The following is a 25,898-nucleotide window of genomic DNA, read 5'->3' as shown; positions in this document are numbered from 1 at the left end:
AATCCTTCATCAAAAAAACCCAGCTTATGCTGGGTTTTTTATGGTTTAAAAATCTCTTTCAAGCTGCTGTCGGAGTATTGGAAAGTTGCAGTAAATAATCTGCCATCAGACGAGTGGCCCATGATTCTGTCTGCATTAAGCCCTGATAAAAGCCACAGTGGCTGCCTTTTTTAGTGGTGACGACCACAATATTCGGCATAGCTCGAATGGTATCCTTATACGGTTCCAGATTCTGGATATGACAGACCGGGTCATCTTCCGAGTTCAAAATCATCAATGGAATTTTGACATTTTCAAAGACATAAATTGGATTGGTGGCTTTTGTATAGCTTTCATAGTCTGAAAAACCTGCCAGCTCATAGTAGCGTTGTTCAAATTCAGACAAGTCTTTCACCTCAAGCAATTGCTTCCATGAAGGATAAATCTGCCAGGTTTCCTGATAAGGATGGATAAAACGTTTGATCAGTTTTTTAGCCATGACTTTGCTATAAAACGGATGTACATAGGCAAAACCGGTTTCAGTGTTATAGCCTGGGCATAAAGCAAAGGCTGCTTTGAGCGGGGTTTGCTCGCCCTCTTCACCCAAGTAGCGAACCAACAGTCCTGTCCCCGCAGAGGAACCCACACCATAGAGATCGGACTGAGGAAACTTGTCCTGAATATAGAGCAGCTGTTCACGCAAGTCCTGAGTAGAGCCAAACAGATTCATTTTTGGTACAGGCATTGGCAGGTCAGCATGACCACGGCGCAAACACAGGGCAACACGCCAGCCTGTATATTTATGCAGATCACGTACCAGCTCCCGCATGGATTCTGGAGAACCGGTAATGGTATGTAATAGCACAATAGTAGGTGTACTTGGCGGTAAATCTAAACCATACCAGGCAATGCCAGTAATGCCGCCATCGGACATATTCAGCTGCTCAAGCACATCATATTGCAGCTTAATCGTGCGTTTTTTTATCAAGTCCAGATATAGAATGTGCGCATGCGCATTCGATAACCACGGTGTTGGACGATATTTCTGTTTTAAAAGTGGTAAACGTTCAATCACACCAGAAAATAAACCATTCGGATTATAATAAAGTGTTGGAAGATCTGCTCCGCTAAAGCGGTCCAGATATTCACTTGAAAGTTGACTCATTTTTTTAAGCCACATTTTCATCTGTATTCCCCTCTAGTTTTCTATCAGTGATGTACAAACTTCATGCCGACTTGAATCAATTTTAGGAAATTAAGTATTAGCCTGATAAGCCTGAATCCGCTGGCCCATTTCTATAGCTAAGGCTTCAAGTCCAGATTTCGGTCGTATCATTACTTCAAAATCAATGATCTGACCTTCATCATTGAACTGAATCATGTCGATTCCCTTAAGTTTCTTATCGCCGACATTGGCTGAGAACTCAAGTACAACATTGTTACCATCTTCACTAAGAAATTCGCGGTGATAAGTAAAGCTTTCAAAGACCTGAATCACATTGGTCAAGATAAAAAATACAACCTGTTTCCCGGGATAAGGCTGAAAAGCCACGGGCGAGCGGAATACGACATTATCCGCGAGGAGTTCATTCAATATGGACATGTCACGTGTTTCTAACATTTCATGCCAGCGTGTAATGGCCTGTTTTGTTGTTTCAATTGTCATTTTAGATTCCTTTTATTTTTAAAGTTCTATCTATACGCTTTCTTCGTTTTAATAATGAAATTCCCCCTGAGCGAGACTTAAGCACTGCTTTAAGTCGAAGCGCAAGAAAGAGGGTTAGGGGGATTCTGGTGTTTCAGAATAGAATCCTCTCCCTAACCCTCTCCTTTAACAAAGGAGAGGGAACGTTGCTAATCAACTTTCTTTCATGACAATTTCGCATGAAAGCAAAAACTGTCATCTTTTAAGTTTTATCAATTAAATCACCGCAGCCAATTCAGCACCCTGACGGATCGCACGTTTCGCATCCAGCTCACCTGCTTCTTTCGCACCACCAATGAGATGCACGTTTTTACCGGCAGCTTTCAGTTCATCAAACATGGCAGTATAAGATTCCTGACCGGCACAGATAATGACATTATCTACGTCTAACACTGCAGGTTGGTCATTTACCATCACATGCAGGCCCTGATTATCAATTTTTTCATAGCTTGCACCGGCAATCATTTTGACATTACGATGTTTTAAGCCAGTACGGTGAATCCAGCCTGTGGTTTTACCCAGACTTGAGCCAACAGAAGCTGCTTTACGCTGCAATAAATAAATTTCACGTTCAGGTTGTTCTACATTGGCTGTCTTGAGTCCACCGACATTTTCATAGTTAGTGTCGATTCCCCATTCATCATAGAATTTTTCCGGATTGACACTACCACTTTCAGTTCCATGACTGAGTAGTTCGGCTGTATCAAAGCCAATACCCCCTGCACCAATAATCGCCACACGCTGACCAACTGGTTTACGCTCTCTTAGTACCTCCAAATAAGACAACACTTTAGGATGATCAATTCCAGGGATATCGAGCTGACGCGGTGTCACCCCAGTGGCAACCACGATGTCATCAAATTCAGCTGAAACCAGCTGATCAAAGGTGGCGGTACAATTTAATTTCAATTGAATACGTGGTTGCAATTCAATCTGACGTTTGAAATAACGCAAAGTTTCATAAAACTCTTCCTTACCTGGAATGGTCTTCGCAATATTAAATTGCCCACCAATCTGCGCCGAAGCTTCAAATACAGTGACATGATGACCACGACCTGCTGCATAGATAGCAAAGCTTAAACCTGCCGGCCCTGCACCGATCACTGCAATATTTTTGGCAACACTGGTTTCCTTAAAAATCAGTTCAGTTTCATAACACGCGCGTGGATTCACCAGACAGGTGGCAATTTTCATCGAGAAAATATGATCCAGACAGGCCTGATTACAACCGATACAGGTATTGATTTCATCACTACGGCCCTGTTCTGCTTTTAAGACAAACTCAGAGTCTGCCAGCATTGGACGTGCCATTGACACCATATCGGCATCGCCTGTAGCCAGGACATATTCTGCCATTTCCGGGGTATTAATACGGTTAGACGTAATAAGAGGAATATTCACCTGACCTTTTAGCTTGCGCGTAACCCAAGTAAAGGCCGCACGTGGTACTTTGGTGGCAATGGTCGGAATACGCGCTTCATGCCAGCCAATGCCGGTATTGATAATTGTCGCGCCCGCTTTCTCAATGGCCTTGGCCAGTTGGATTACTTCTTCTAGAGTTGAGCCACCTTCAACCAGATCCAGCATCGAAAGACGATAAATAATAATAAAGTTTTCACCGACCATTTCACGGGTACGGCGTACAATTTCAATCGGGAAACGGATACGGTTTTCATAGCTGCCACCCCATTCATCATCACGATGATTGGTACGTGCTGCGATGAACTCATTGATCAGGTAACCTTCTGAGCCCATGATTTCAACACCGTCATAACCAGCGTATTGAGCCAGTCTGGCACAGTTGGCAAAATCATCAATGGTTTGCTGCACTTCAGCCGAGCTTAAAGCATGCGGTTTGACTGGATTAATCGGTGCCTGAATTGGAGACGGCGCGACATTTTCTGCCTGATAAGAATAACGGCCGGTATGCAGAATCTGCATGGCAATTTTCCCGCCAGCTTCATGTACAGCTTGGGTAATCACTTTATGCTTTTCAGCTTCTTCAATGGTGTCGAGTTTGGAACCACCCTGAAAAGTGACGCCATGATCATTCGGTGAGATACCACCCGTGACGATTAAAGCCACACCACCCTTGGCACGTTCTGCATAAAAGGCAGCCATCCGATTATAACCACCCGGTGCTTCTTCTAAGCCCACATGCATGGAGCCCATCAAGACACGGTTTTTAAGCGTGGTAAAACCCAGATCCAGTGGGGCAAGTAAATTCGGATATTTAGACATTTCAACTCCCTAGCGTGCAGATGTGCTGGCTATTTTTATTCAGGCTGACTGATTTATTTCCATCAAGCAGCAGCCTTATGCAACTTGTTGCACTAATTTATAGTGCAGAATTGATTTTTATGCAACATGTTGCATAATAATCCCGAGTCACTTTTTTGAGACGTTTATGTCTTTATCACATGTTTTACTCACCAGCCTGATTGAGAAACCGAGCACCGGCATTGAACTGGCGCGCCGTTTTGACCGCTCCATGGGCTTCTTCTGGAATGCCACCCATCAGCAGATCTATCGTGAACTGAATGCCATGCTGCAAAAAGGCTGGATTTCGACCATAGAAGAGGAAGATTCTCATAGCCGTAAAAAAACCTATCAAGTAGAACGGCTCGGCCGTGAAGAACTGGCTAACTGGATGTTAGAACATAGTTCACCTGCACAGCTTCGTGAAGAACTGATGGTTCGTCTGCGTGCAGAAGCCCAGCTTGGCGGCAACAGCACCTTACCTGAACTGGAACGTCATCTAGAAATACATAAAGAGAAACTTAAAACCTATCTGCAAATTTTCGCCAAAGACTTTGCTCAAGCTGACGAAAATGACCGAACCCTGTATATTCATAAAATGATTCTGCAACTGGGTATTGATCAGGAACTGGGCTGGATTGCCTGGCTGGAACAGGTTATTCCCAGACTTAAACAATTCGATGTAAAAAAATTATAAATACGGAGATATGCATGCCCTTCTATACCATGCCAGATGGCGAACAGTTATTTGTACGTGAATACGGTCAGGGTCAACCGGTACTGGTCCTATCAGGTCTGGGCATGTTGAGCTGGCAATGGGCAGCTTTTCTCTATCCACATCAGAAAAATTTCCGCTTTATTATTCCTGAATGGCGTGGTTTTGGAGCGTCTAGTCACTGCAAAATCCCGCAAGACCTGGATGCAATTTCCAGTCATTGGCTTGATGTTCAGTCGGTGATCCAGCAGCTCAATTTAGATCAATTTATTGTGATTGCTTACTCTATGGGCGCAACCACCACCATGCATGGCTTGTGCTATGGGGATTTTGCCAAACATATAGCAGCTTATTTGCATATTGACCAAACACCGAAGATTTCGGTCGATGATGCCTGGGTATTTGGACTTTTTGGTCCACGCCATCAGGAATTTATTGAAATTTTACAGCAGCTTTCAACATTACTTGCAGAACATCGGCAGATTGAATTCATTCGGGATCTGGATAATTCAGTACGTCAGCAAATTGCAGCATTATGGCTGCGCTTTATCCAGCTACAAAATGATCGTCCTGCCAGTTTAAAAGTGTTTAAGTTCATCCTGAATCAACCTCGTCTGCAAAGCTTGCTCCTGCCTTCCAGCCGGGTAGACTATATGATGTGGTATATCAATAATTATTTATATCATCAGGAAGATTATCGTGAAGCTCTGGCGAAGCTTACTTGTCCGGTGACTTTCTTTAGCGGTGTGCAGTCTAAACTCTATCCTGTTGAAGGTCAGCGCCTGATTGCCCAAAGCCTGCCTCAGGCTAAACAGGTACTTTTCACAAAATCTGGCCATACCCCTTTACTGACCGAGCCCCTCAAATTTGCCAGGGAGCTCGGCATCTTTCTGAAAGAAAATTTACAGTCCAGCTCTTCAGCGGCCTAAAGACTCAGGAGAAGAAATCATGAAAAAACTGGTGGTGTTTTCAGGTGCTGGTATGAGTGCGGAAAGTGGGATCAACACCTTTCGTGATAGTGATGGGCTTTGGGAACAGTATCGTATAGAAGAAGTGGCCACACCGGAGGCTTGGGCTAAAAATCCGGAACTGGTGCAACGCTTTTATAATGCTCGACGTAAAAATATTCTGGAAGCACAACCAAATGCAGCTCATCAACTCATTGCCGAACTCGAAGATGATTTTGATGTCCATGTGATTACTCAAAATATTGATGATCTGCATGAACGTGCCGGAAGTTCCAAGGTCATTCACCTGCATGGCAATATCCGCCTAGCCAAAACCTCAGGCCCGAATTGCCAGTACACCACCGAGTTTTATCCGATTGAAGGGACTGAATTAGATTTAACTAAACACTTCTGTAAGGAGGGCTATCCATTACGTCCACATGTGGTCTGGTTTGGCGAAGCCGTACCAGCTTATGAAGAAGCACAAGATTGTGTACAGGATACTGATATTTTTGTGGTCATTGGAACCAGCTTACAAGTATATCCTGTTGCTGGCTTAATCCATGAGATTCCAGCTCACTGTACAGCTTACTATATTGATCCTAAAGCAGATCAACAGCACTTACCTGCTCAGTTTCACAAGATTTCCCAGACGGCCACAGAAGGCATGAAAACCTTACTTAAATTACTTGAGTCCGAGATCTAGTCATCATTCAAAATTCGTATTCTATAGTTGACAGTATGCAACAATCATTTTTTAATCAGCCTATTGTTGCAGGAATGGAATTAAACGATGCTGACTGATCTGGATGATTTTTACTGTTTTGCGCAGGTCGTGGAACATGGCGGCTTCAGTGCAGCCGAACGTGCTACTGATATTCCCAAATCCAAGCTCAGCCGCCGCGTTTATAATCTGGAAGAACGCCTTGGCGTCCGCCTGATTCAACGTAGTTCTCGTCATTTTGCAGTCACCGATATTGGAATGAATATCTATCGACATGCACAAGTGATGCTCAGTGCAGCACAGGCCGCCCATGATCTGGTGGATCATCTCAGTACTGAACCGCGTGGCACCATTAAAGTGAGCCTGCCCGTCTCCATTGCCCAGAATGAAATGGCAAAAATCCTGCCGGATTTCCTGAAAAAATATCCTGAAATTAAAGTCCAGATGATGATCACTAATCGACGTGTGGACATTATTAATGAAGGTTTTGATCTGGCTTTACGCGTGCGCTCTAGCCTGGATGACGATCCAAATCTAGTGATTCGTCAGTTTGAAAAAATTGAACAGCATCTGTTTGCCAGTCAGGGCTATTTAAACGAATTTGGCGATCTGAAAACGCCTGAACAACTCTCTGAACATAAAATTTTAAGCATGGCTGAGGAACATACTGAACAGTTCCTGGTATTGCAGAATGAGCAACAGCAACAGAAGAAAATCCGGATCAGCCCCACCGTAATGGGATCAGACCTGAATATGCTGGCACAGCTGGCAGCTTCAGGCTGTGGTATTACATTACTGCCCGATAATGTCGTGCAGCAATATGTAGAACGTGGCGAACTGGTTCGGGTACTTTCAGACTGGAAAACTGCTCATGGCATTTTTCATCTGGTTTATCCTTCCCGTCGTGGTCTGTTACCAGCTGTACGGGTATTTATTGATTATCTGGTTGAACACCTGCATCTTGTATAAAAGGAATATTTCAGGCAAAAAAAATAGCTCATTCTTGGGGAAAAATGAGCTAATAAAAACGATTCACTACAGCATGAAGTGAACGAAAGGAAACTACTACCGCCAAGCCAAATCTAATATACAGCAATCAGAAATCTAACAAAGCAAACATCAACTAACTATAAATAGATTAAGAGGATTTGGCTGGTTAAACCACTTCTTCATGTAGTGTTTTGTAAGCTTTCGTCACTAATAGCAAGCAAGCTGTAATTTATGTAAGCTACTGTATTTCAATGCATAACATGAAAAATAATTTAAATTTCCGGATACTCGCCTGTACCTTCTGGCCATGGTGATAACAGCTCAAAACCTGTGTCGGTTACAACTACCATGTGTTCCCATTGAGCTGACCAGGATTTATCTGCAGTCACCACTGTCCAGCCGTCCTTCAGCTCTTTAACACGCGCTTTACCCATGTTGACCATAGGTTCAATGGTAAAGACCATACCGGGTACCAGTTTGATGCCCTGACCTGGTTGTCCGTAATGCAGAATGTTTGGCTGTTCGTGATAAATTTTACCAATCCCATGACCACAATATTCACGCACAATGGTATAGCCTTCACGCTGTGCAACAGACTGGATTGCATAACCAATATCGCCTAGGGTTGCGCCCGGTTTAACGGCATGAATCCCGGCAACCATAGCTTCATAAGTGGTTTCGACCAGACGTTTGGCATCAGGAGATGGTGTACCAACATAATACATCCGGCTGGTATCACCAAAATAACCGTCTTTAATGATCGCCACGTCAATATTAATAATATCGCCGTCTTGTAATACGGTATTTGGAGATGGAATACCATGACAAACCACTTCATTCGGTGAAATACAGGTGGTTTTGGTATAACCATAATAACCAATATTGGCTGGCGTCACTTTTAGCGTATTGACGATAAAATCATGACAGATGTCATCCAGATATTCAGTCGTAACACCCGGCTTGACATGCTCCCCGATCATTTCCAAAACCTGTGCAGCCAAACGTCCAGATATACGTAATTTTTCGATATCTTGTTCGGTTTTCAGAGTAATTGCTGGAGCTCGCATGGATCTATCCTCAAGGTGAATCAGGAAATTATAGTCCTTTTTCAGCCAAGATGCGCATTTGTTCGCTCTGCATGACAATTCTTAAAACTTGCTATAGAGAATCTCAATGCTGCTTATTTATACAAACAATAAGCCGAATATAATGAAATGAAGTCTAAATGATTTATTTATTTAAAAATAAATTATAATTTTTTCAACTGAATATCAAAGATATATTTCTACCAAGCTTTTAAAGTTCACATTATCCGATCGTCAAGATCAGTAAAATCAAGGCTTTCGGCATTAAATTAAACTCCAAAAATCATCATATATACACTAAAATCGCTTTCTTTTATTTATCTATTCTCCCTCTATGACAAGTCTCCGTACAAGAGATATTGTGGCCTTAGGTTTTATGACCTTTGCACTGTTCATTGGTGCGGGCAACATTATCTTTCCACCGATTGTGGCTCAACAAGCCGGTGAGCATGTATGGTTAGCTGCCTTGGGTTTCCTGATTACGGCAGTTGGCCTACCTGTCATCACCATCGTGGCATTGTCACGTGTTGAAGGTTCGATCCAGATCTTAAGTTCTCCATTAGGTAAAGCTGCCAGTCTTTTACTGACTGTCGTGTGTTATCTGACGGTTGGGCCTTTATTTGCGACACCACGTACTGCAACCGTTTCTTATGAAATCGGCTTCTCTTCATACTTTGGCAATGCACCTAGCAACCTGCTGATCTATAGTGTGATCTATTTTGCTGTAGTGACTCTGGTTTCCCTTTATCCAAATAAGATTTTGGATACGGTTGGCTACTTCCTGTCTCCAGTAAAAATTATCGCATTGATTATTTTAGGCGGTGCTGCAGTATTGATTCCTGCCGGCAAACCACCGGCTGCAGTGGGTAACTATGTTACAAGCCCGGTTACTGAAGGCATCGTTAATGGTTATCTGACCATGGATACCTTAGGTGCATTGGTCTTTGGTATTGTGATTGTGCGTGCGATTACTTCTCGTGGCGTAACGGATCGCAAGCTGATTACCAAATATGCAGTCAATGCAGCGATTATTTCTGGTATCGGTCTGACGTTGGTGTATCTCAGTCTGTTTAAACTAGGCTTAGGTAGTCATGATGTTGCCCCTAATGCTGCGAATGGTGCGATTATTCTGCATGCCTATGTACAACATGCTTTTGGTGATATGGGTGCTTATTTCCTTGCCACCATGATCTTTGTTGCCTGCATGGTGACTGCGATTGGCTTAACCTGTGCATGTGCTGAATACTTCTCCTCTATTACCAAACTGCCTTATAAAGCCTATGTCTTTGTACTGGTCGGCTTCTCGCTGGTGATTTCAAATCTTGGTTTGACCAAACTAATTGCCGTTTCTGTGCCTGTATTGAGCGCGATTTATCCGCCTGCGATTGCAGTGATCCTGCTAAGCTTCTGCGGTCATTTCTTTAAAAAGCCTGCTCAAGTTGTTGCACCGACTACACTGGTTGCATTTATTTTTGGTGTTTTTGATGGGCTTAAAGTTGCTGGTCTTGAATTACCTGAATTGCTACAGAACTTACCGCTTTCTGAACAAAATATGGCATGGCTGATTCCATCTCTTATTGTTCTTGTCATTGCCGCTGTGATTGACCGCATCAGAAATTAATCTTTCTAAGAGGTCATAAAAATCGTATTTTTACCCAAAATCCGGTTTTAGCGTGATCAATATCTGTCAGGTTTTACCCAAACCGGCATTTATTGTTTACATCCTCTAATCATGATCACAGCTAAATTGTATTTTAAAAAGCTTTATAGACTTTTAATCAATTATTTTAATTATCTTCTTTCTTACTTCCATTTTCATTCTTTAGCAGAAGATCAACACAACTCTGTATTTTACTGTTTTTAAAACATATTGTTTCCTGATTAAACCAACTCACCTTCATCATCCTACATAGACTTACATTCTCTGGATTATCTCTACAAATCTTTGGCGTAGAATTTGCTTTTCCCTATGGTAGCAATGAATGATCGCTTGACACTTCAGCCGGACTGCCCTCGCTGAAATGTTTAAGATGATGATTCGGATGCAATCATTGATAAGTACAGTAATACGACTAAAGGAGGCCTTTTTTAACTGTTAAAGTTCACTTAAATAGTTGCAAAGGTTGAAATTAAGAAGTACAACTGTATATTCAATTCAGACTAAATCAATAAGATTTACTCTTCAATAATACAAATAAACGGGAGGGATGGAGATGTTATCAGTACATTTCAAAAAGCAAGTCTTCATTGACGCTCTTAAGGCAAATACCAATCTGGTGACTTTCTTGAGCACCACGGTTGCGCTTATGCTGACCTTGATTGTGCATTGTTTAATTCAAGGCAATTTAAAATTTGAGTACGTCGGTTATGCCTTGATTGTCTCGGCAGCCTTTTTCTTATGGGCTGTGATCGACCAGAAATACCGATAATTTATTAATAAATTTATACCCCAGTGGATGATCTGGCCAGTCATCCATCTGGCAGAAAAGAATTGAGCAAAAGGCTCAAAAAATAAAATCAACCATTAAAAATTAGAATAATCCGATCGCCGCCCCATAAAGAAGCACACTTGTCCCTCCTAATTCCGCAATAATCAAACCTAACATTGCCAAAGTCATAAGTACGCCCGGCAACTGAAATTTCCCCAGTTGATGCGGTCGCTTAAACTGATTTGTCGTGTCTTTCAAAAACCCATGCAAGATATACGCACCAATCGAGAAACTGAAAAAGAGAACATTGATCAATACACAGACCAAATTAACTTGCGAAGATAGTGCTGAATAGTAAGCCAATACTGCCAGAATCAATGTTGCAGGTGCATAAAGCAGGCTGCTGCGATGAGCAATATCCACATAATAATGCGCCCGTGAATTTACAGACTGACGGATTTGCCAATATTTCCATACCCCGGTTAACATCCCCACCCATAAGAATATTCCACTAAAAATAATCGCGATCTTTACTGCCAGATCAAGTTCTATTCCCTGCATATTTTCTTTCCGTTTTTTATCATCGTACTGACTTTTTAGTCATTGTTTTAACAAGTTTCTTTGAAGAAGTCAGGTAAATTTAAGCATTCATTCTGATTCAAAAATATAGTGTAGCCCATGTCTGAATTCGAAACATTGACTCTAAAGTGCCAGGATGGCTATCAATTAAGTGCACGTTTTTATCCAGTCACTGAGACTGAAAGTAAGAAATCTCCCATATTAATCTGCCCTGCGACTGGCATTACCAAACAGTTTTATCATAGTTTTAGCTGCTGGTTGCAAACTCAGGGTTATGCAGTGCTGGTATTTGATTTTCGAGGTATCGGCGAATCTTTAAAAGGTTCGGTTAAGCAGTCTAAAGCCAGTATTGTGCAATGGGGACAACTGGACATTCCGGCTGCAATTGATGCGCTATTAGCTAAGACTCAGACAGCAAAGGTCATCTTACTTGGGCATAGTGCTGGTGGACAGCTGCTGGGTATTGTCCCAAACTATGCCAAAGTGGAAAAAGTCGTGGCAATTGCTGGATCGACGGGTCATGTTAAAGGTTTAAAGGGTCGCACCAAATTACTAGCACCAGTGATGTTCAATATCATTTTCCCATTGGCACGTATCACCAAAGGCTATGGTCCAACTCAAGCGATTGGTATGGGTGAAAACCTGCCAAAAGATGTGGCGCGTGAATGGGCAGAATTTTGTAGTAAACCGGGTTATGTCATCAATGCGATTGGTAAAAAGATCGCACCAGCACATGACTATCATGCCCAGATCACCTGCCCGATTACTTCTATCTGGGCTTCAGATGATGAAATTGCCACTCAAGCAAATGTCAAAGACTTGCTGCGCTTATATCCAAAAGCAGTCACAGAAATGATTGAGCTAAAACCCCAGGAATATGGTCATAAAGGGATTGGCCACATGCTGATGTTCAAGAAATCTCATCAAAACTTATGGTCAATCATTGAGCAACAGTTATCTGCCTAAAGATGATTTAAATGGCTATTGATAGGTTAATGTGCTTTAATACGCTCAGTATGAGATGAGCCTCTTACAGTATGTGCCTCAGATGTGCATACGACTAGCCCCTAACCATGGGGCTTTTTAATGTCTATATGATTTTGAAGTCGTATTAAAATTTAACCGAAAAATGCAATGATACTCTGAATCACCACAGCATTCACAATATCAATAAAAAATGCACCACACAGCGGTACGATTAAAAAGGCTTTATGTGATGGACCATAGCTATTGGTGACCGCCTGAATATTGGCAATCGCAGTCGGGGTTGCTCCCATACCAAAACCACAATGCCCTGCTACCAATACGGCTGCATCGTAATTTTTTCCCATAATCCTAAAGGTCACAATTGCGGTAAATAAAATCAGTACCGCTGTCTGCGCAAACAAAATGGTAATGAGCGGGCCTGCCAAATCGGCCAGTAACCAGAGTTGCAGTGACAGTAAAGCCATAGATAAATACAGGGATAATGACGCATTTCCGAATACATCAATGGCACGGTCGAAAATATCGACTTTCAGTACATGCTCTAGGAAGTTACGTACAATCACCCCTGTCCCTAAAGCCCAGACAAAGGTCGGTAGTTCAAACCATCTTCCCTGACTGATCTCTGTCATTTCATTCGCAACAAATATACATAGTGCAAACATCCCCAAAGTCGACACTGCATTACTGGCTGTAATCAACCGGGTTTTCTTTGGATATTCGAAGGGTGCGGTGTTGATGCTAGTATCGAGTTGTTGTTCATTGGTCTCTTGCGCCACTGTCTCTGCCAACTGATTTCGTTTAATCAAGAATTTGGCAACCGGACCACCCACAAGCCCACCAATAACTAAACCAAAAGTAGCACTTGCCATTCCGAGGACAATTGCCCCCTGTATTCCATATTGAGTTTCAAGCACTTCACCCCAAGCACCGGCAGTACCATGTCCACCCGTTAAGGTAACAGAACCGACAATCAGACCAATCAATGGATCAAGCCCAAGTGCTGTGGCTAAACTCATGCCAACCGCATTTTGTACAACTACAAATAGAATGACACAGACCAGAAAGATCAGCAGTGATTTCCCACCTTCTTTGAGCTTGGTAAAGTCTGCACTTAAACCAACAGAGGTAAAGAACATCAGCATCAGAATGGTTTGAATTTCTGAGTCAAATGTGGCACTGATATTAAAAAATTTATAGAGAATAAAAGCTGTAATCGCTGCGATTAGACCGCCGATTACAGGCTCAGGTAAGTTATAGTTTCTAAAGAAGCTAATTTTACTAACAAGATACCGCCCAATAAAAAGAAAAAATACTGCAATCACCAAGGTGCCAAAGGCATCGATTTCATAATTCATAACATTCCCTATTAGCTTTATTTTCATACAGTTTTAGGAAAACAGTATGAAAAATCAATTTTAGAAATGTTATGCAAGTTATTGTTTCTAGTAATTGTTTAATTTATGTCCTAAATAGATTCAATTAATACGATGGAATATCATAAACCCAATTGTGTGCTTGCTGGTCTGTCGTACTTTCACAAACATAATAATCATGATCCCAAGCATCTTGATGGAAGATTTCCTTTTTATGGTAATTCACCTGTTTACCATTTTCGACACAGACAAAGCTGTCACCTTGGTTTTTGACTTGAGTTCCATTGAGGAAACCACCAATACAGAGGAATCGGGATTGTTTGGGCATTGATTACTTCAACTTCTTTGCACTTTTAAATCATCAGGTAAATTATTATAAATTTTTCTAGTTGTCATTGTTATTTTTTGAATATTGACGATATCATCATTGATTTTTTCACCACTAACAAAACTGCGTAATGAGATTAAAGTTTTCTCATAAAAATAGTCGTGCCAAATAAACATATACTCGTCACCATATTTCTCAAATGAACTTTTAGTACTTGGTAAGTCTTTAATTATTAGTTCAACAAGCTCTTTATCTTCTTTTTTTAAAAATTCTGTGGTTTTGTCTTTAAAAGCCGCTATTAATGTTATTGCAGTAACTGTTATTCCCTGAAAAATACGCAAACTATTTAAACTTTGACGATCTAAATAAAGGTCTATAAAATCACTATTTAAGTCTTTAATTTCTTTTAAAATATTTTCAATGTTGCAGTCACGGTATAGCTGCTCACTAACCCCTTGTAATTCTAATTCTCTTTTTTCAGCATATACTTTTTTAAAATTAATTCTTATTAGTATTTGAATCAGGAAATTTGTTTTATTAAATACTTTTATTAATTTTAAACAATCTTCCGCAGCAATTAATTGCTTATCATTTCTTACTTTTGAACGATTTGTTTCTAAATCAGTTAAATAATTACTTATTAATGCTATATGACTGTCTTTTTCTCTTATTTTTTGTCGAAATTCTTCCATTTCTTTTTCAAATTTAATATTAATTTTCTTTTCGTAGTACTTAAAAATAATATCTTTAGACAAATATCCAATGCCAACAAGCAAACTTGTAGAACCTAATGTACTAAAAAACCAAACTGATAAATTTGATAATTCCATTAATAATTATTCTCAAAAAAATAAGGGCTGATTACTCAGCCCTTATTCTTAACTCAAATTAATTTAATTATCAACAAATTAAGCTAATTGAGCAGCAGCAATTTTCTTAGTATCAATGTCTTTAGCAGCATCTGTATACTCGCTCATCTTGTCGAAGTTCAAGTATTGATAGATGTCAGCAGACATGCTGTCGATTTGAGCAGCGTACTGTTGGTATTCTTCTGGAGAAGGTAATTTACCCAATACAGCAGCAACAGAAGCAAGCTCAGCAGATGCTAGGTAAACGTTAGCACCTTGACCTAGACGGTTCGGGAAGTTACGAGTAGATGTAGACACACAAGTTGTGTTTGGAGCTACACGTGCTTGGTTACCCATACACAGTGAACAGCCTGGCATTTCTGTACGAGCGCCAGCTTTACCATAAGTATTGTAGAAACCTTCTTCCATCAATTGGTGTTCATCCATACGAGTTGGAGGAGCCAACCATAGACGAGTAGATAAAGAACCACCAGGTACTTTGTCTAGAAGTTTACCAGCTGCACGGAAGTGACCGATGTTAGTCATACAAGAACCGATGAATACTTCATCAATTTTTACGCCTTGAACGTCAGAAAGAAGTTTCGCATCATCTGGGTCGTTCGGGCAGCAAAGAACTGGTTCTGTAATTGTAGAAAGGTCGATTTCGTATACTTTAGTGTATTCAGCGTCAGCATCAGCTTTAAGAAGTGATGGATTAGCCAACCATTTTTCCATGTTCTCAACACGGCGCGCCATAGTACGAGCATCGCCATAGCCTTGTGAAATCATCCACTTCAGCATAGTGATGTTAGAACGTAGGTATTCAGCAACTTTCTCTTCAGAAAGCGTGATCGCACAACCAGCAGCAGAACGTTCAGCAGAAGCATCAGAAAGTTCGAATGCTTGCTCAACAGTCAGGTCAGTTTCCATTTCTGTCAGGTCGATCTCAAGGATACGGCCAGAGAAGATGTTTTTCTTACCTTTCTTCTCTACAGTCAGGTCACCTTCTTGGATCGCTACGTAAGGAATTGCATGTACTAGGTCACGTAGAGTGATACCAGGCTGCATTTTACCTTTGAACTTCACAAGAACAGACTCTGGCATATCAAGTGGCATAACACCAGTTGCTGCAGCGAATGCTACAAGACCAGAACCCGCTGGGAATGAAATACCGATTGGGAAACGAGTATGTGAGTCACCACCAGTACCAACGGTATCTGGAAGAAGCATACGGTTTAACCAAGAGTGGATAATACCGTCACCTGGACGTAGAGAAACACCACCACGGTTCATGATGAAATCAGGAAGCGTGTGTTGCATTTGAACGTCAACTGGTTTTGGATACGCAGCTGTGTGACAGAAAGATTGCATTACCAGGTCAGCAGAGAAGCCTAGGCAAGCCAAGTCTTTCAATTCGTCACGAGTCATAGGACCAGTTGTATCTTGAGAACCAACTGTAGTCATACGTGGTTCACAGTAAGTACCTGGACGGATACCCTGACCTTCAGGAAGACCACAAGCGCGACCAACCATCTTCTGAGCAAGGGTGAAGCCTTTGCCAGTATCAGCAGGTTGTACTGGAGTACGGAACAGAGTTGATGGCTCAAGACCAAGCTCTTCACGTGCTTTAGTTGTCAAACCACGACCAATGATCAGGTTAATACGACCACCCGCACGAACTTCGTCTAGAAGTACTGGAGTTTTAAGGTCAGCTTCAGCGATTTGAGCGCCGTCTTTGAACGCAGTTACTTTAGCAGCAGCCTTGTCGATTTTAAGAGTGATTTCATCACCCATGTTCATGTTTGCTACGTCAATTTCAACTGGTAACGCACCAGCGTCTTCCATAGTGTTGAAGAAAATCGGAGCAATTTTAGAACCTAAGCAGTAACCGCCTTCTTTCTTGTTAGGAATGTGAGCGATTTCGTCACCGAAGAACCAAAGTACAGAGTTAGTTGCAGATTTACGAGAAGAACCTGTACCAACAACGTCACCTACGTAAGCAACTTTGTTGCCTTTCGCGATGAGGTCTTTAATTTGGTTTAATGGACCAACTTCACCAGGAACTTCTGGGTTGATGCCATCACGTTCGTTTTTCAGCATTGCATTTGCGTGCAATGGAATGTCTGGACGGCTCCAAGCGTCTTGTGCTGGAGACAAGTCATCAGTGTTAGTTTCGCCAGTTACTTTGAAAACTGTCAGTTTGATTTCTTCTGGAACGTCTGCACGGTTAGTGAACCATTCAGCGTCAGCCCATGATTGAAGAACAGCTTTTGCATTTGCATTACCTGCGCGTGCTTTATCAGCTACGTCATGGAACGCATCAAATACAAGAAGCGTTTTTTTCAAAGCTTCAGCAGCAAGACCACCAAGCTCTGCGTCTTCTAGAAGTTCAACTAAAGGAGCAACGTTATAACCACCAAGCATAGTGCCTAGTAAGTAAACCGCACGTTCTTTAGAAACTAGTGGAGAAGTCGCTTCGCCTTTTGCCAATGCAGCTAAGAACGCAGCTTTTACGTATGCAGCTTGGTCAACACCCGCTGGAACACGGTTTTCAAGCAAGTCAACTAAGTATGCTTCTTCACCAGCTGGGGGATTTTTTAATAATTCAACTAATGCAGCAGTTTGAGCATCATCAAGTGGCTTCGGTGGGACTCCGAGTGCGGCACGTTCTTCAACGTGTTGGCGGTAAGCTTCTAGCACGGTGTTATTCCTCTTTTTTAAAAAATTACCTGTGAATTCCTGCTTTATAAAAGCTTCACAAATAATATGGACTCTAAAATTTTACTAAAATTCCAGTTAAAAGTTAATGCAAGTACAGTGTTTCTTTGTGATGCTCATTATTTTATAACTAAATGATGCTTATAAAGATCATTCAATAAACAAATCATCATCGCCTTGCATAATTTAAATACAGATATGACAACTTTTAACCAAATTTGACGCATAAAAAAGGCAACATCGATGTTGCCTGATTTACTTAGAAAAAGATACTCCACCTTAGTGGACTGTCGTCGAGTTCAAATATTGCTGAAAAGCGTCCCGACAACCCTCAAATTTTAATTCACATTGATCTTCATAGGTCTGACTGTGGTTATTGCTGGCAAAGGAAATCTCGACCAAACAGCGTTTTTTGTCCTGCACCAAGATCTGCTTAATCACGACCTTGTCTCCTACACTCAGAACATAGCGTCCGCTACCGATAATCGCCAATCCTTTTTCATCTTCTAACAGCAGATCTGAGTGATATAAATACTTCACGACGTCCATATTATTGTTCTCCTCAAGGCTTTGGAGTTAAATTCATTATTCAATATAAAGATAAGCATTTCTATATTTTAGATTTAGCAATTGTCACAAATTATATTTAATGTTGCTTAGGCTATTTTTATTATTAGAAGAATATTCTTATATCTATAAACCACTATTTAATTTGAATGAAGATTCCTTAGTTTGCTTTATTTAGATATAAAAAAACCGTTCCTTAGAACGGTTTGTAATCTGGCATTTTATCATGCGGTGTGGTGATACATTTTTCAGTAAACTCAGCACGGACTTTCTCACGGGCTGCATCTACATCGGTCTTAATTTCCTGTTCCGGAAGTGCATAAACTTCATCGATAATATTCAGGATAAAACCGCGAGTAATGTCATCATCGATCTTGTTGGCATGCTCAACAGCCTTTTCTTTCTCGATCGCATTCTGACGATCCAGCATAATGGTCCGTGCAGCATTCCCCACACTACGACAATAGCCATGCCACTGCTCTTCAGGGGTTAAAGGTTTTTTCTCTGCACAACCGACCAGAGCAACCATCAGCGATAAAGCAAATAACTTTTTCATGAATTTCTCCTTCCGAGAGGCACTATAAGAGATCAGCACAGATTTGTCATTTAAAATGAAATTTCTACTTATTCTTATTGATACTGCCTGCCCGAAAGTATCATTTCATATCTTAGCCACAACTTGCCTGAACTACTTTCTTAGTGGCTGGATCTACAGTGACCGTCACACGCTCTTCACGATAATCCATAGTGACAGGCTGGCCAGGTGCAACCATGCGTACCATTTGAGCTTTGGTTTTTTCTTTGATTTGCGCTTCAGTTAAATTGGATTGACCCACCAGTGCAGCCGCCTGATCAGCGATACATTTAGGCTGGTTTGCGCGGAAATATTCCCACTCTTCGACCACTTGCCCATTTTTTAAATGACAATAGCCCACTTGCCCATTAGTTTCATTACGGATCTCTAGCTTTCCACCTTGATTAACACAATAGGCACTCGCTGGATTAGCTGTTCCTAATGACGCAGAGTTTGAATCAGGCGACTGGGTTGTGCTACAGCCAGCAAGGAGGATGGATGCAAACAATCCGGACAAACCAGATAAAATTATTTTTTTCATGAGCGGTATTCTTCTAAAGAAATTCACCTTTAATGTAGCATATTCCATTTATAGCGTCAGATCTGAAAAGGCTTGAGTGTTTGTAATTCTGTAAAAAGCGGCAGGATTATTTCTTAATATTATAAGATTTAATTACATTTAGAGTTCGCACTATTTCCTATGATTTACCTTAACCAATAATCAACCTTCAAAAGTAGTTTCTTTTTTCAAATAGCCAAAATTTAGTTTTAGTTAACTATTGGAATGGCTTTAAGATGACAATGTCATTACATTATTATACAAAGTGTTTATTACCCTTCATCAACCAAGCATTACTCTAATATTTTGTTTTTAGACTATTAAGCTAATTCTTGTCTCAGTTTTTTATCCTAGTTTTCTTTATGCGCTGAGCTTAGTGTTTGTACTAGCAGTCATATTGATTTAATATTTGATTGAATTTTAAACTTTATCTCGGCATGCAAGACGATCTCCAGCTCTCCTTAAAAGAATACCTTTCTACGGTCCAGGAAGTGGTCAAAATCACTTTCGATACACCGGTGTGGGTCAAAGCCGAGATTCGTAATTTAAATATTAAAACTGGCCATTATTATCTAGAACTGGCAGAAAAAGATCCTGACAATGATCAGGTCATTGCCAGTTGCCGGGCCACGATCTGGAAATTTGCTGCACAGAAAATTGTGACGCAATTTGAACGTGAAAGTGGTATTGAGCTAAGCCGGGATCTTAAGGTTTTAATCAAAGTAAAAGCTAGTTTTGATCCGCAATATGGGTTTTCCCTAAATATCGTAGAGATTGATTCTGGATATACCTTGGGTGATATAGCCCGACGTTATCAGCAGATTGTAGAAAGACTGAAAACCGAAGGTCTGATTGATCGCAATAAAAATCTGCCTACACCTTTTGACCTCAACCGGATTCTGGTGATTGCTCCGGAAAAGGCTGCAGGTCTGGGCGATTTCAAGAAAGATGCTGATGCTTTGCAAGAAGCTCAGGTATGTGAATTTATCTATCATAGTGCGACCTTTCAGGGAAATACTGCAGCGCAAAGCATCATGCAAAGCTTGGCACAAGCTTTAAAGCAGTGGGCACAAACGTATCATCACGCGCCTGATCTGATCGTGATCATCCGTGGCGGTGGCGCAGTCAATGATCTGGCTTATTTGAATGACTATGCACTGGCTGCCCTGCTCTGCAAACGTTCAGTTCCCGTCTGGGTTGGTATTGGTCATGAAAAAGACAGGACGATTCTGGATGAAATCGCTCATCGATCTTTTGACACACCGAGTAAGGTGATTGCTGGAATTCGTAATCATGTGGTCGAGCTAACTCAAGAAGTTTTAAATAATCTGCAAAGCATCCAACGGCTTTCTCAACAGCAAATTCAGGCTTATCAAAACCAGAATGAGCAATATTTAAAACTAATCCAGAATCTGGCCAATCATCAGATTATGAATGCCTTGCAACGTTTAGAGCAGCTCAAGTCCAACACTTCTAACCTTGCCCAGCAACAGACCCAACTGATTAATCAGCAACTAGATGCCCTGATGCGGGAAACACTACTGCAAAATCCCAAACATGTTTTGTCCAAAGGCTATGCCATTGTGCGGCAGCAAGATCATGTGGTTCGTTCAATTCATCAGATCGATGTGCAACAACCCGTTCAAGTTGAATTACACGATGGCCTATTTTCAGCACAACTTACGCAGGTAACTCCCCATGAGACATGATACTTTGAGCTTTCAGGAAGGCTATGACATCTTGAAAAAGAATGCTGAATTACTTGAATCTCAGCAAGAACCAGATATTGATAATTTGATGAAAATCGTTGAAGAGTCTATGCAGGCGTATAAAGCCTGTAAATCCCGAGTGGAAGCCGTTCAGAATGCACTGAACGAGACCTTTAAAGATTAATTTTATTGAATAGCTTAAATCAGTATAGCCTGATGATTTAAATAGCTTAGGCTATTTTGAAATCTTTTGCCTATAAAAAAGCCCTCATTTAGAGGGCTTTTGATTAGATTAGAATCGCCAGTTATAGAACAAGTCAATTGCACGCTCTAAAGATTGACTGGCTTCCAGATATAAACGCTGGTTCATTTGATAACGTAAAGTCAGCTTGTTCACTGGGGTAAATACGCCAACCCCATAACGGATATACAAGTCTGGCGTAATATAACCGGTTACAGACACCTGAGTATCATCCCCTGTGCCCTGTGCATCCAGTGCCAGACCGCTCAAGCCAAAGCTACGGCCAATCTGGTTGGTCAAGGCACGCGTACCACCCAAGCCCAGACTGATCCCTGCGGCAGCAATGGTGTTGTTTACATCAGATCTAAAACCTTCCGCCTGACTTAAACCTGAAGCCCCTTCATTGATACGACCAGTAATCAGGGCATTCAACGCTTCCTGTTCAGACAGACCAGCATCGTTATACACCTGAATGGCAGGACTTGAGGCTGTACCAGTGACACGTACACCCACCGTACTACCTTGAATGGATTTATTGGCATCAATATCTAAAGTTGGATTCGACAGTGGGCCATTAAAACGCGCAATCGCACGGTTCAGATCCAGACTTTGTCCATAGGCTTCAATTTTCACCCGTTGCGATACCCCGATCGCGCCATTGGCACGCATCGCAGATTCCAGACCACGTTGCGTCAGATTGACACGACCTAAGAGTGGAATACGGCTGTCAAAGCCCTGGAAGATCACCTGGTTTCCTAACGACACTGCAACATCTGCGCGAATATCCCATGGACGTGCAGCTTTCAGAATGGCGAGCTGGTCATCTCCCTCACGTACTACGCGTACGTCAGAAGACAAGCCCACCACAGGTTCAGACGCTTCAGGCATTGAAATCAGTGCACGAGGAACATCGACCTTGCCACTCAAGCTCAATTTTTTATTGAACGGATACATATCCAAGGTCAAATCAGGTGTAACCACCGCAGTAATCAGTGGTGCCTGACGAATCAGCAAATTTTCACCCTGAAGTTTAAGCTGTACGCGAGGATCCCCTTTCCAGTCTACAGAGCCAGTTAATTTACCAGCGCCACGACCACTATTAAATGCACCATTAATAGTCGCGGTATTTTGACGGACTGATGAATAGAGCTGCACATTGGTCAGATTGACTGGCAATGAAATCATACTGATCGCCCCGTCCTTAACCCGAATTTCACCTTCAAGTAATGGATCGGTTAACGTTCCACTAATTTTACCTGCATAAGACAAGGTACCATCCAGATTACGCACATCCTGAATGAATGGCTTAAAGACCTTCAGTTGAACCTGGTTAAAGGCAATCTCCCCACGCATTGGTTTATTGTCACGATATGGATCAATAATCACATTGGCATAGCCTGTACCAATATCTGGTGTTTTCACATCCAGACGAATCTGTAGTCCAGCGGCCACGCTTTTTGCGACCAGACCCACTTCATCATATTTTAAAGTCGAGCCTAAATATTCCGGATCATCAGAAGATAAGCCGATCACCCCATTGCGGGTTACCAGACGTGCATCAATTTTCGGTTTGGCACCTTGTGCCCAAGCTGCCTTAGCATAACCATTCACTTTACCGGTTAATGCTATACCTTCTGGCAGGAAGGCACTAAAGTCAGCCAGATCCAGGTTACGGGTAATAAAAGAAGCACTGCCTCGAGTTTTATTGACTCGAATTGGCTGGTCAAAGCAAAGCTGGCTTTGCTGGCTCATCCAGCAATGAGCGCCCACAAATAGATCCGACTGAGCAGTGTTATAAATCACAGCTGCATTTTGACGCTGCACCAGATGGGTACGCAGTGAGTCAAAATCACCGCGCTGGATCTGGCCTAACCAGTTATTTTGCGCATTAAAACCACCTGCGAGCTGAACAAAAAATTTAGACAGCTTATTTTCAGCCTGAACTTGCAGCACATGCGCGGCGCGCGTTCCAGCTAGTGAAACTTCACCACGTACAATCTGTCTATTGCCACTACGCAACTGATCCATGGTCGCAGTCAATAAAGTCGGTGTGGTTTGTGAAGTCGGCAACTGACCGCGTACCCGAATCTTGTCTACGCTAAACAGGTTCTTGAAGGCAAAATTATCCACTGCCAGATTTGCAGTTGCTTGTAAACGCGGTTGTGCCTGCATATTAATATAGCCTTGTACCCGGCCTCTTAATCCCGGATAAATCTCATATAATGACGGCGCATTGACTTTCAGTTGCAGATTTTGTGCATTACCGGTGGCCTGGAGCTGGTTGCTGGCATAAGACAGGAACAGGTTATTGGCTTCAAACTGTTGCGGTACAAAACCACGCTGCTTGGAGTCAATCAATACAGCCAGATTACCCTTACCGCGTACCGGTTTATTATTCAACATACCGGCCAGATTTAAGCGTTGAATCTGGACACGCTTCACTGCATCCGACCAGACACCTTGGGTTTGCAGATTACCAGACAATTCACCTTTAAGCTTGGCATTAAAATACTGAGGTTTGAAACGCACCAGAGAGGCATTTACATTCCAGCCAATACCATTTGCTAGATTCACCTGACCATTGGCATTAATTTTTCCAGCGACACCATCATGACGCAGTTCCTTGATATTCAGCATATCAGGCGTACCTGACAAGCGCAGTTTCAGCAATCCCTGACTGGCCTTGATCTGGCTGGCACTTAATGCACCATCATAATTGACCGCATAACTTTTGAATCCGCCACCTGCTTTTTCATCATGGAACAACAAGGCAATATTACTATTACCTGTCAGATGAACAGTTTCATTTTGCGCAGCCAGTCGCCCGGTCAGATCTACACCGCTGAGGTTAATAATCTGCTGATTTGGGCGTGCATAACCACTGGCTTTTACCCGACCATTCAAGCGGTCAATTGGTGAAGCTGCAGCCAGAGTCTGAGTATTCAGGTTCTGGGCATTTAATACTGCGGACCATCTGAGCTGACGTTTTTCTTCTGGCAGTTCAACCCGTGCATTGCCTGTTAGACTGCCGGCCTGTCCATTTCCACTATATTTAAAACTTGGAACATTCAAGATGTTATTTTTCAAGTTTAGTTGTGCCTGATACATTCCTGTCGGCAACAGCCCTTCTTCATGCTGAGCAACTTGGGTAGCAACATGGATATTTTGCTGGCCTTCGACCAGTACCAGATCAACATCGCCTGATTCACTTTTTAACCAGCCAATATAAGGCACAGCACGATCAATATTTTTCCAGGCCACATCCAGCAACATCGGTTGAGCTTTATTGTCATTAACCGGCTTCTGATCCAGCTTGATATTCCAGGTTTCATAGCGGTCAAAATCAACCAATCCTGTTAAATGTAGGCCATTTTCCAGATTGCCGGCAGAGGCAATACTGCCATCCGGACTTGGTGGCAGAAAGTCCTGCACTACCTGTGGAATTCGCTGATGTTTCGGATCAATCCCATTCATGCGACCTGTCAGATCCCAATCCACCCGATCAGCCCAGCCCACAGTACCCGCCAGGCTTACCGAGCCTTTCATCAGCTGACCATTTAGATCAGTAATATTGAGCTGATTGACCAGATCGGTATACATCACTGCGGTATATTGCCCATCCGGGATATTTTCACCTTCAATATCGGTGCGGACATTCAAATCCAGGCGCTTGGTATTCCCATTAAACTCAGCCACACCATCTTTCGTAAACAGTTTTTGCTCTGTCAGGATTGGCCAGTGATATTGCTTAAACTGGAGTTCACCACGCATAGGTACATTAGGACGCATCGGGTGCAGAACCGCCCAGCCTGTCAGCAAATCTGGAGTGTTGGTCGCGACCCCGGCCTGAATGGTATCCAGTGTGCCTCTAGCACGCACTTGAATATCATGAATATTCAGGCTTTCTCTGAGTGAAGGCAGATTTAAAATACCACGTGCATCCAATGGATATTTACCTTCAAACTGCATTTTCCCAGTAGCTTCACGTACCGACAGATAGCCCATGTCCATGCGGGAATCTTCGAAATTCAGCTCGGTACCTGACCATAATGCTTCATTCAGTTCAATATTATAAAAATCCACTGCATCGGTCTGGGTTTTAATCACCAGGTGATCGAGAAGTAAGTGGTCAACCCGCAATACAAACGGTAAACGAATAGCATTGAACTTGAATGGCTCATCACTTGGCGGATTTTTATTAATAATCTGTAAATTCAGTACATCTGCTTCAGTCAGATGAATTTCTTTTTTGATAATCGCCCGCCAACCCAGCTTGACATCAGCACGGTCAATTTTGACATCGACCGGTTTCAGGGTGACCAGAACATTTTTCAGGATAATCCCGCGCCACAGGTTCCCACCTTCATATTCATAATGAATGATTTCCTGGCGCTGCATCACCTGATCGAGCAGGAATTTACTGCCTTTATCGGTAGAAAACAGGATCGCCAGTACAGACAGCAGAAAAATAAGAGAAAAAAGAACCGACAATAGAATACTTCTAAAGATACGGCGCTTTTTCGGCACAACTTCAGGTTGTTGCTCTTGTTCTGGCTGTGGTTGGTTCTCGACCATGATCTAC

General features: G+C 42.1%; 22 protein-coding genes. 9 read left to right on the top strand and 13 right to left on the bottom strand.

The features are described from left to right. Positions 1-58: 58 nt before the first annotated feature. The 3 genes from AC4MCD_RS06410 to AC4MCD_RS06400 all read right to left on the bottom strand — a co-directional run bounded on the left by AC4MCD_RS06410 (position 59) and on the right by AC4MCD_RS06400 (position 3,925). Complete coding sequence (locus tag AC4MCD_RS06410; RefSeq protein ID WP_419364791.1) at positions 59-1,165, bottom strand: YheT family hydrolase; 1,107 nt, start codon at positions 1,163-1,165, stop codon at positions 59-61. Positions 1,166-1,234: 69 nt separating this feature from the next. Continuing rightward, positions 1,235-1,645, bottom strand: a complete 411-nt coding sequence (locus AC4MCD_RS06405; protein WP_491876755.1) for a nuclear transport factor 2 family protein — start codon at positions 1,643-1,645, stop codon at positions 1,235-1,237. Positions 1,646-1,900: 255 nt separating this feature from the next. Continuing rightward, positions 1,901-3,925 carry an oxidoreductase gene (locus tag AC4MCD_RS06400; protein ID WP_419364793.1) on the bottom strand — a complete coding sequence of 675 codons (2,025 nt, stop codon included), beginning with the start codon at positions 3,923-3,925 and terminating at the stop codon, positions 1,901-1,903. Between the two features lie 166 nt (positions 3,926-4,091). Here AC4MCD_RS06400 and AC4MCD_RS06395 point away from each other — a divergent pair, with 166 nt between their 5' ends. From AC4MCD_RS06395 to AC4MCD_RS06380, 4 genes are all read left to right on the top strand, one after another. Next, on the top strand, positions 4,092-4,640 hold the full coding sequence (locus AC4MCD_RS06395; protein ID WP_419364795.1) for a PadR family transcriptional regulator: 549 nt from the start codon (positions 4,092-4,094) through the stop codon (positions 4,638-4,640). A 14-nt stretch (positions 4,641-4,654) separates the two neighbouring features. Continuing rightward, the gene (locus tag AC4MCD_RS06390) at positions 4,655-5,587 is read left to right on the top strand and encodes an alpha/beta fold hydrolase (protein WP_419364797.1); all 933 of its coding nucleotides are present in this window, start codon (positions 4,655-4,657) and stop codon (positions 5,585-5,587) included. A gap of 19 nt (positions 5,588-5,606) precedes the next feature. Further along, positions 5,607-6,311: an SIR2 family NAD-dependent protein deacylase gene (locus tag AC4MCD_RS06385; RefSeq protein ID WP_491876754.1), complete on the top strand. Its 705-nt coding sequence runs from the start codon at positions 5,607-5,609 to the stop codon at positions 6,309-6,311. An 87-nt stretch (positions 6,312-6,398) separates the two neighbouring features. Further along, positions 6,399-7,298 (top strand): LysR substrate-binding domain-containing protein, encoded by a 900-nt coding sequence (locus tag AC4MCD_RS06380; protein ID WP_419364800.1) that lies wholly within the window; start codon positions 6,399-6,401, stop codon positions 7,296-7,298. A 293-nt stretch (positions 7,299-7,591) separates the two neighbouring features. On the opposite strand, the gene map is transcribed toward AC4MCD_RS06380, so the two are convergent. Further along, on the bottom strand, positions 7,592-8,386 hold the full coding sequence (gene map, locus AC4MCD_RS06375; protein ID WP_491876753.1) for a type I methionyl aminopeptidase: 795 nt from the start codon (positions 8,384-8,386) through the stop codon (positions 7,592-7,594). A gap of 352 nt (positions 8,387-8,738) precedes the next feature. On the opposite strand from map, the gene brnQ reads away from it, so the two are divergent. Both brnQ and AC4MCD_RS06365 read left to right on the top strand, forming a co-directional pair. Beyond that, positions 8,739-10,025 carry a branched-chain amino acid transport system II carrier protein gene (gene brnQ, locus AC4MCD_RS06370; RefSeq protein WP_323713305.1) on the top strand — a complete coding sequence of 429 codons (1,287 nt, stop codon included), beginning with the start codon at positions 8,739-8,741 and terminating at the stop codon, positions 10,023-10,025. A gap of 592 nt (positions 10,026-10,617) precedes the next feature. Further along, a complete protein-coding gene (locus AC4MCD_RS06365; protein WP_004783783.1) occupies positions 10,618-10,833 on the top strand; it encodes a hypothetical protein in 216 nt (71 codons plus the stop codon). A gap of 102 nt (positions 10,834-10,935) precedes the next feature. Here the strand turns inward: AC4MCD_RS06365 and AC4MCD_RS06360 are convergent, their stop codons facing one another. After that, positions 10,936-11,394, bottom strand: coding sequence for a hypothetical protein (locus AC4MCD_RS06360; protein WP_419364803.1), 459 nt, complete (start codon positions 11,392-11,394; stop codon positions 10,936-10,938). Between the two features lie 117 nt (positions 11,395-11,511). Between AC4MCD_RS06360 and AC4MCD_RS06355 the strand changes: the two genes are divergently transcribed. Continuing rightward, positions 11,512-12,378: an alpha/beta hydrolase family protein gene (locus tag AC4MCD_RS06355; protein WP_491876752.1), complete on the top strand. Its 867-nt coding sequence runs from the start codon at positions 11,512-11,514 to the stop codon at positions 12,376-12,378. A 152-nt stretch (positions 12,379-12,530) separates the two neighbouring features. On the opposite strand, the gene gltS is transcribed toward AC4MCD_RS06355, so the two are convergent. From gltS to AC4MCD_RS06320, 7 genes are all read right to left on the bottom strand, one after another. Next, positions 12,531-13,754, bottom strand: a complete 1,224-nt coding sequence (gene gltS / locus AC4MCD_RS06350) for a sodium/glutamate symporter (protein ID WP_016659076.1) — start codon at positions 13,752-13,754, stop codon at positions 12,531-12,533. A gap of 124 nt (positions 13,755-13,878) precedes the next feature. Then, positions 13,879-14,100: a hypothetical protein gene (locus AC4MCD_RS06345; RefSeq protein ID WP_491876751.1), complete on the bottom strand. Its 222-nt coding sequence runs from the start codon at positions 14,098-14,100 to the stop codon at positions 13,879-13,881. Positions 14,101-14,108: 8 nt separating this feature from the next. Beyond that, positions 14,109-14,930: a hypothetical protein gene (locus AC4MCD_RS06340; RefSeq protein WP_491876750.1), complete on the bottom strand. Its 822-nt coding sequence runs from the start codon at positions 14,928-14,930 to the stop codon at positions 14,109-14,111. A gap of 78 nt (positions 14,931-15,008) precedes the next feature. Next, entirely contained in the window at positions 15,009-17,648 is a 2,640-nt protein-coding gene (locus AC4MCD_RS06335; protein ID WP_004783803.1) for a bifunctional aconitate hydratase 2/2-methylisocitrate dehydratase, read from the bottom strand. Between the two features lie 297 nt (positions 17,649-17,945). Continuing rightward, a complete protein-coding gene (locus tag AC4MCD_RS06330) occupies positions 17,946-18,215 on the bottom strand; it encodes a hypothetical protein (protein ID WP_005235947.1) in 270 nt (89 codons plus the stop codon). A 214-nt stretch (positions 18,216-18,429) separates the two neighbouring features. After that, entirely contained in the window at positions 18,430-18,789 is a 360-nt protein-coding gene (locus AC4MCD_RS06325) for a hypothetical protein (protein WP_323713311.1), read from the bottom strand. A 112-nt stretch (positions 18,790-18,901) separates the two neighbouring features. After that, the gene (locus AC4MCD_RS06320) at positions 18,902-19,348 is read right to left on the bottom strand and encodes an I78 family peptidase inhibitor (RefSeq protein ID WP_491876749.1); all 447 of its coding nucleotides are present in this window, start codon (positions 19,346-19,348) and stop codon (positions 18,902-18,904) included. Between the two features lie 455 nt (positions 19,349-19,803). Here AC4MCD_RS06320 and xseA point away from each other — a divergent pair, with 455 nt between their 5' ends. After that, complete coding sequence (gene xseA, locus AC4MCD_RS06315) at positions 19,804-21,075, top strand: exodeoxyribonuclease VII large subunit (protein ID WP_491876748.1); 1,272 nt, start codon at positions 19,804-19,806, stop codon at positions 21,073-21,075. Beyond that, the gene (gene xseB, locus AC4MCD_RS06310) at positions 21,065-21,259 is read left to right on the top strand and encodes an exodeoxyribonuclease VII small subunit (RefSeq protein ID WP_419364816.1); all 195 of its coding nucleotides are present in this window, start codon (positions 21,065-21,067) and stop codon (positions 21,257-21,259) included. Before xseA ends, xseB begins: the two co-directional genes overlap by 11 nt. A gap of 108 nt (positions 21,260-21,367) precedes the next feature. On the opposite strand, the gene AC4MCD_RS06305 is transcribed toward xseB, so the two are convergent. Continuing rightward, on the bottom strand, positions 21,368-25,891 hold the full coding sequence (locus tag AC4MCD_RS06305) for a translocation/assembly module TamB domain-containing protein (protein ID WP_491876747.1): 4,524 nt from the start codon (positions 25,889-25,891) through the stop codon (positions 21,368-21,370). Between the last annotated feature and the right edge of the window lie 7 nt (positions 25,892-25,898).

The organism is Acinetobacter sp. CAU_H_78 (assembly GCF_058599365.1).
This window is presented reverse-complemented; position numbering and strand designations above follow the sequence as displayed.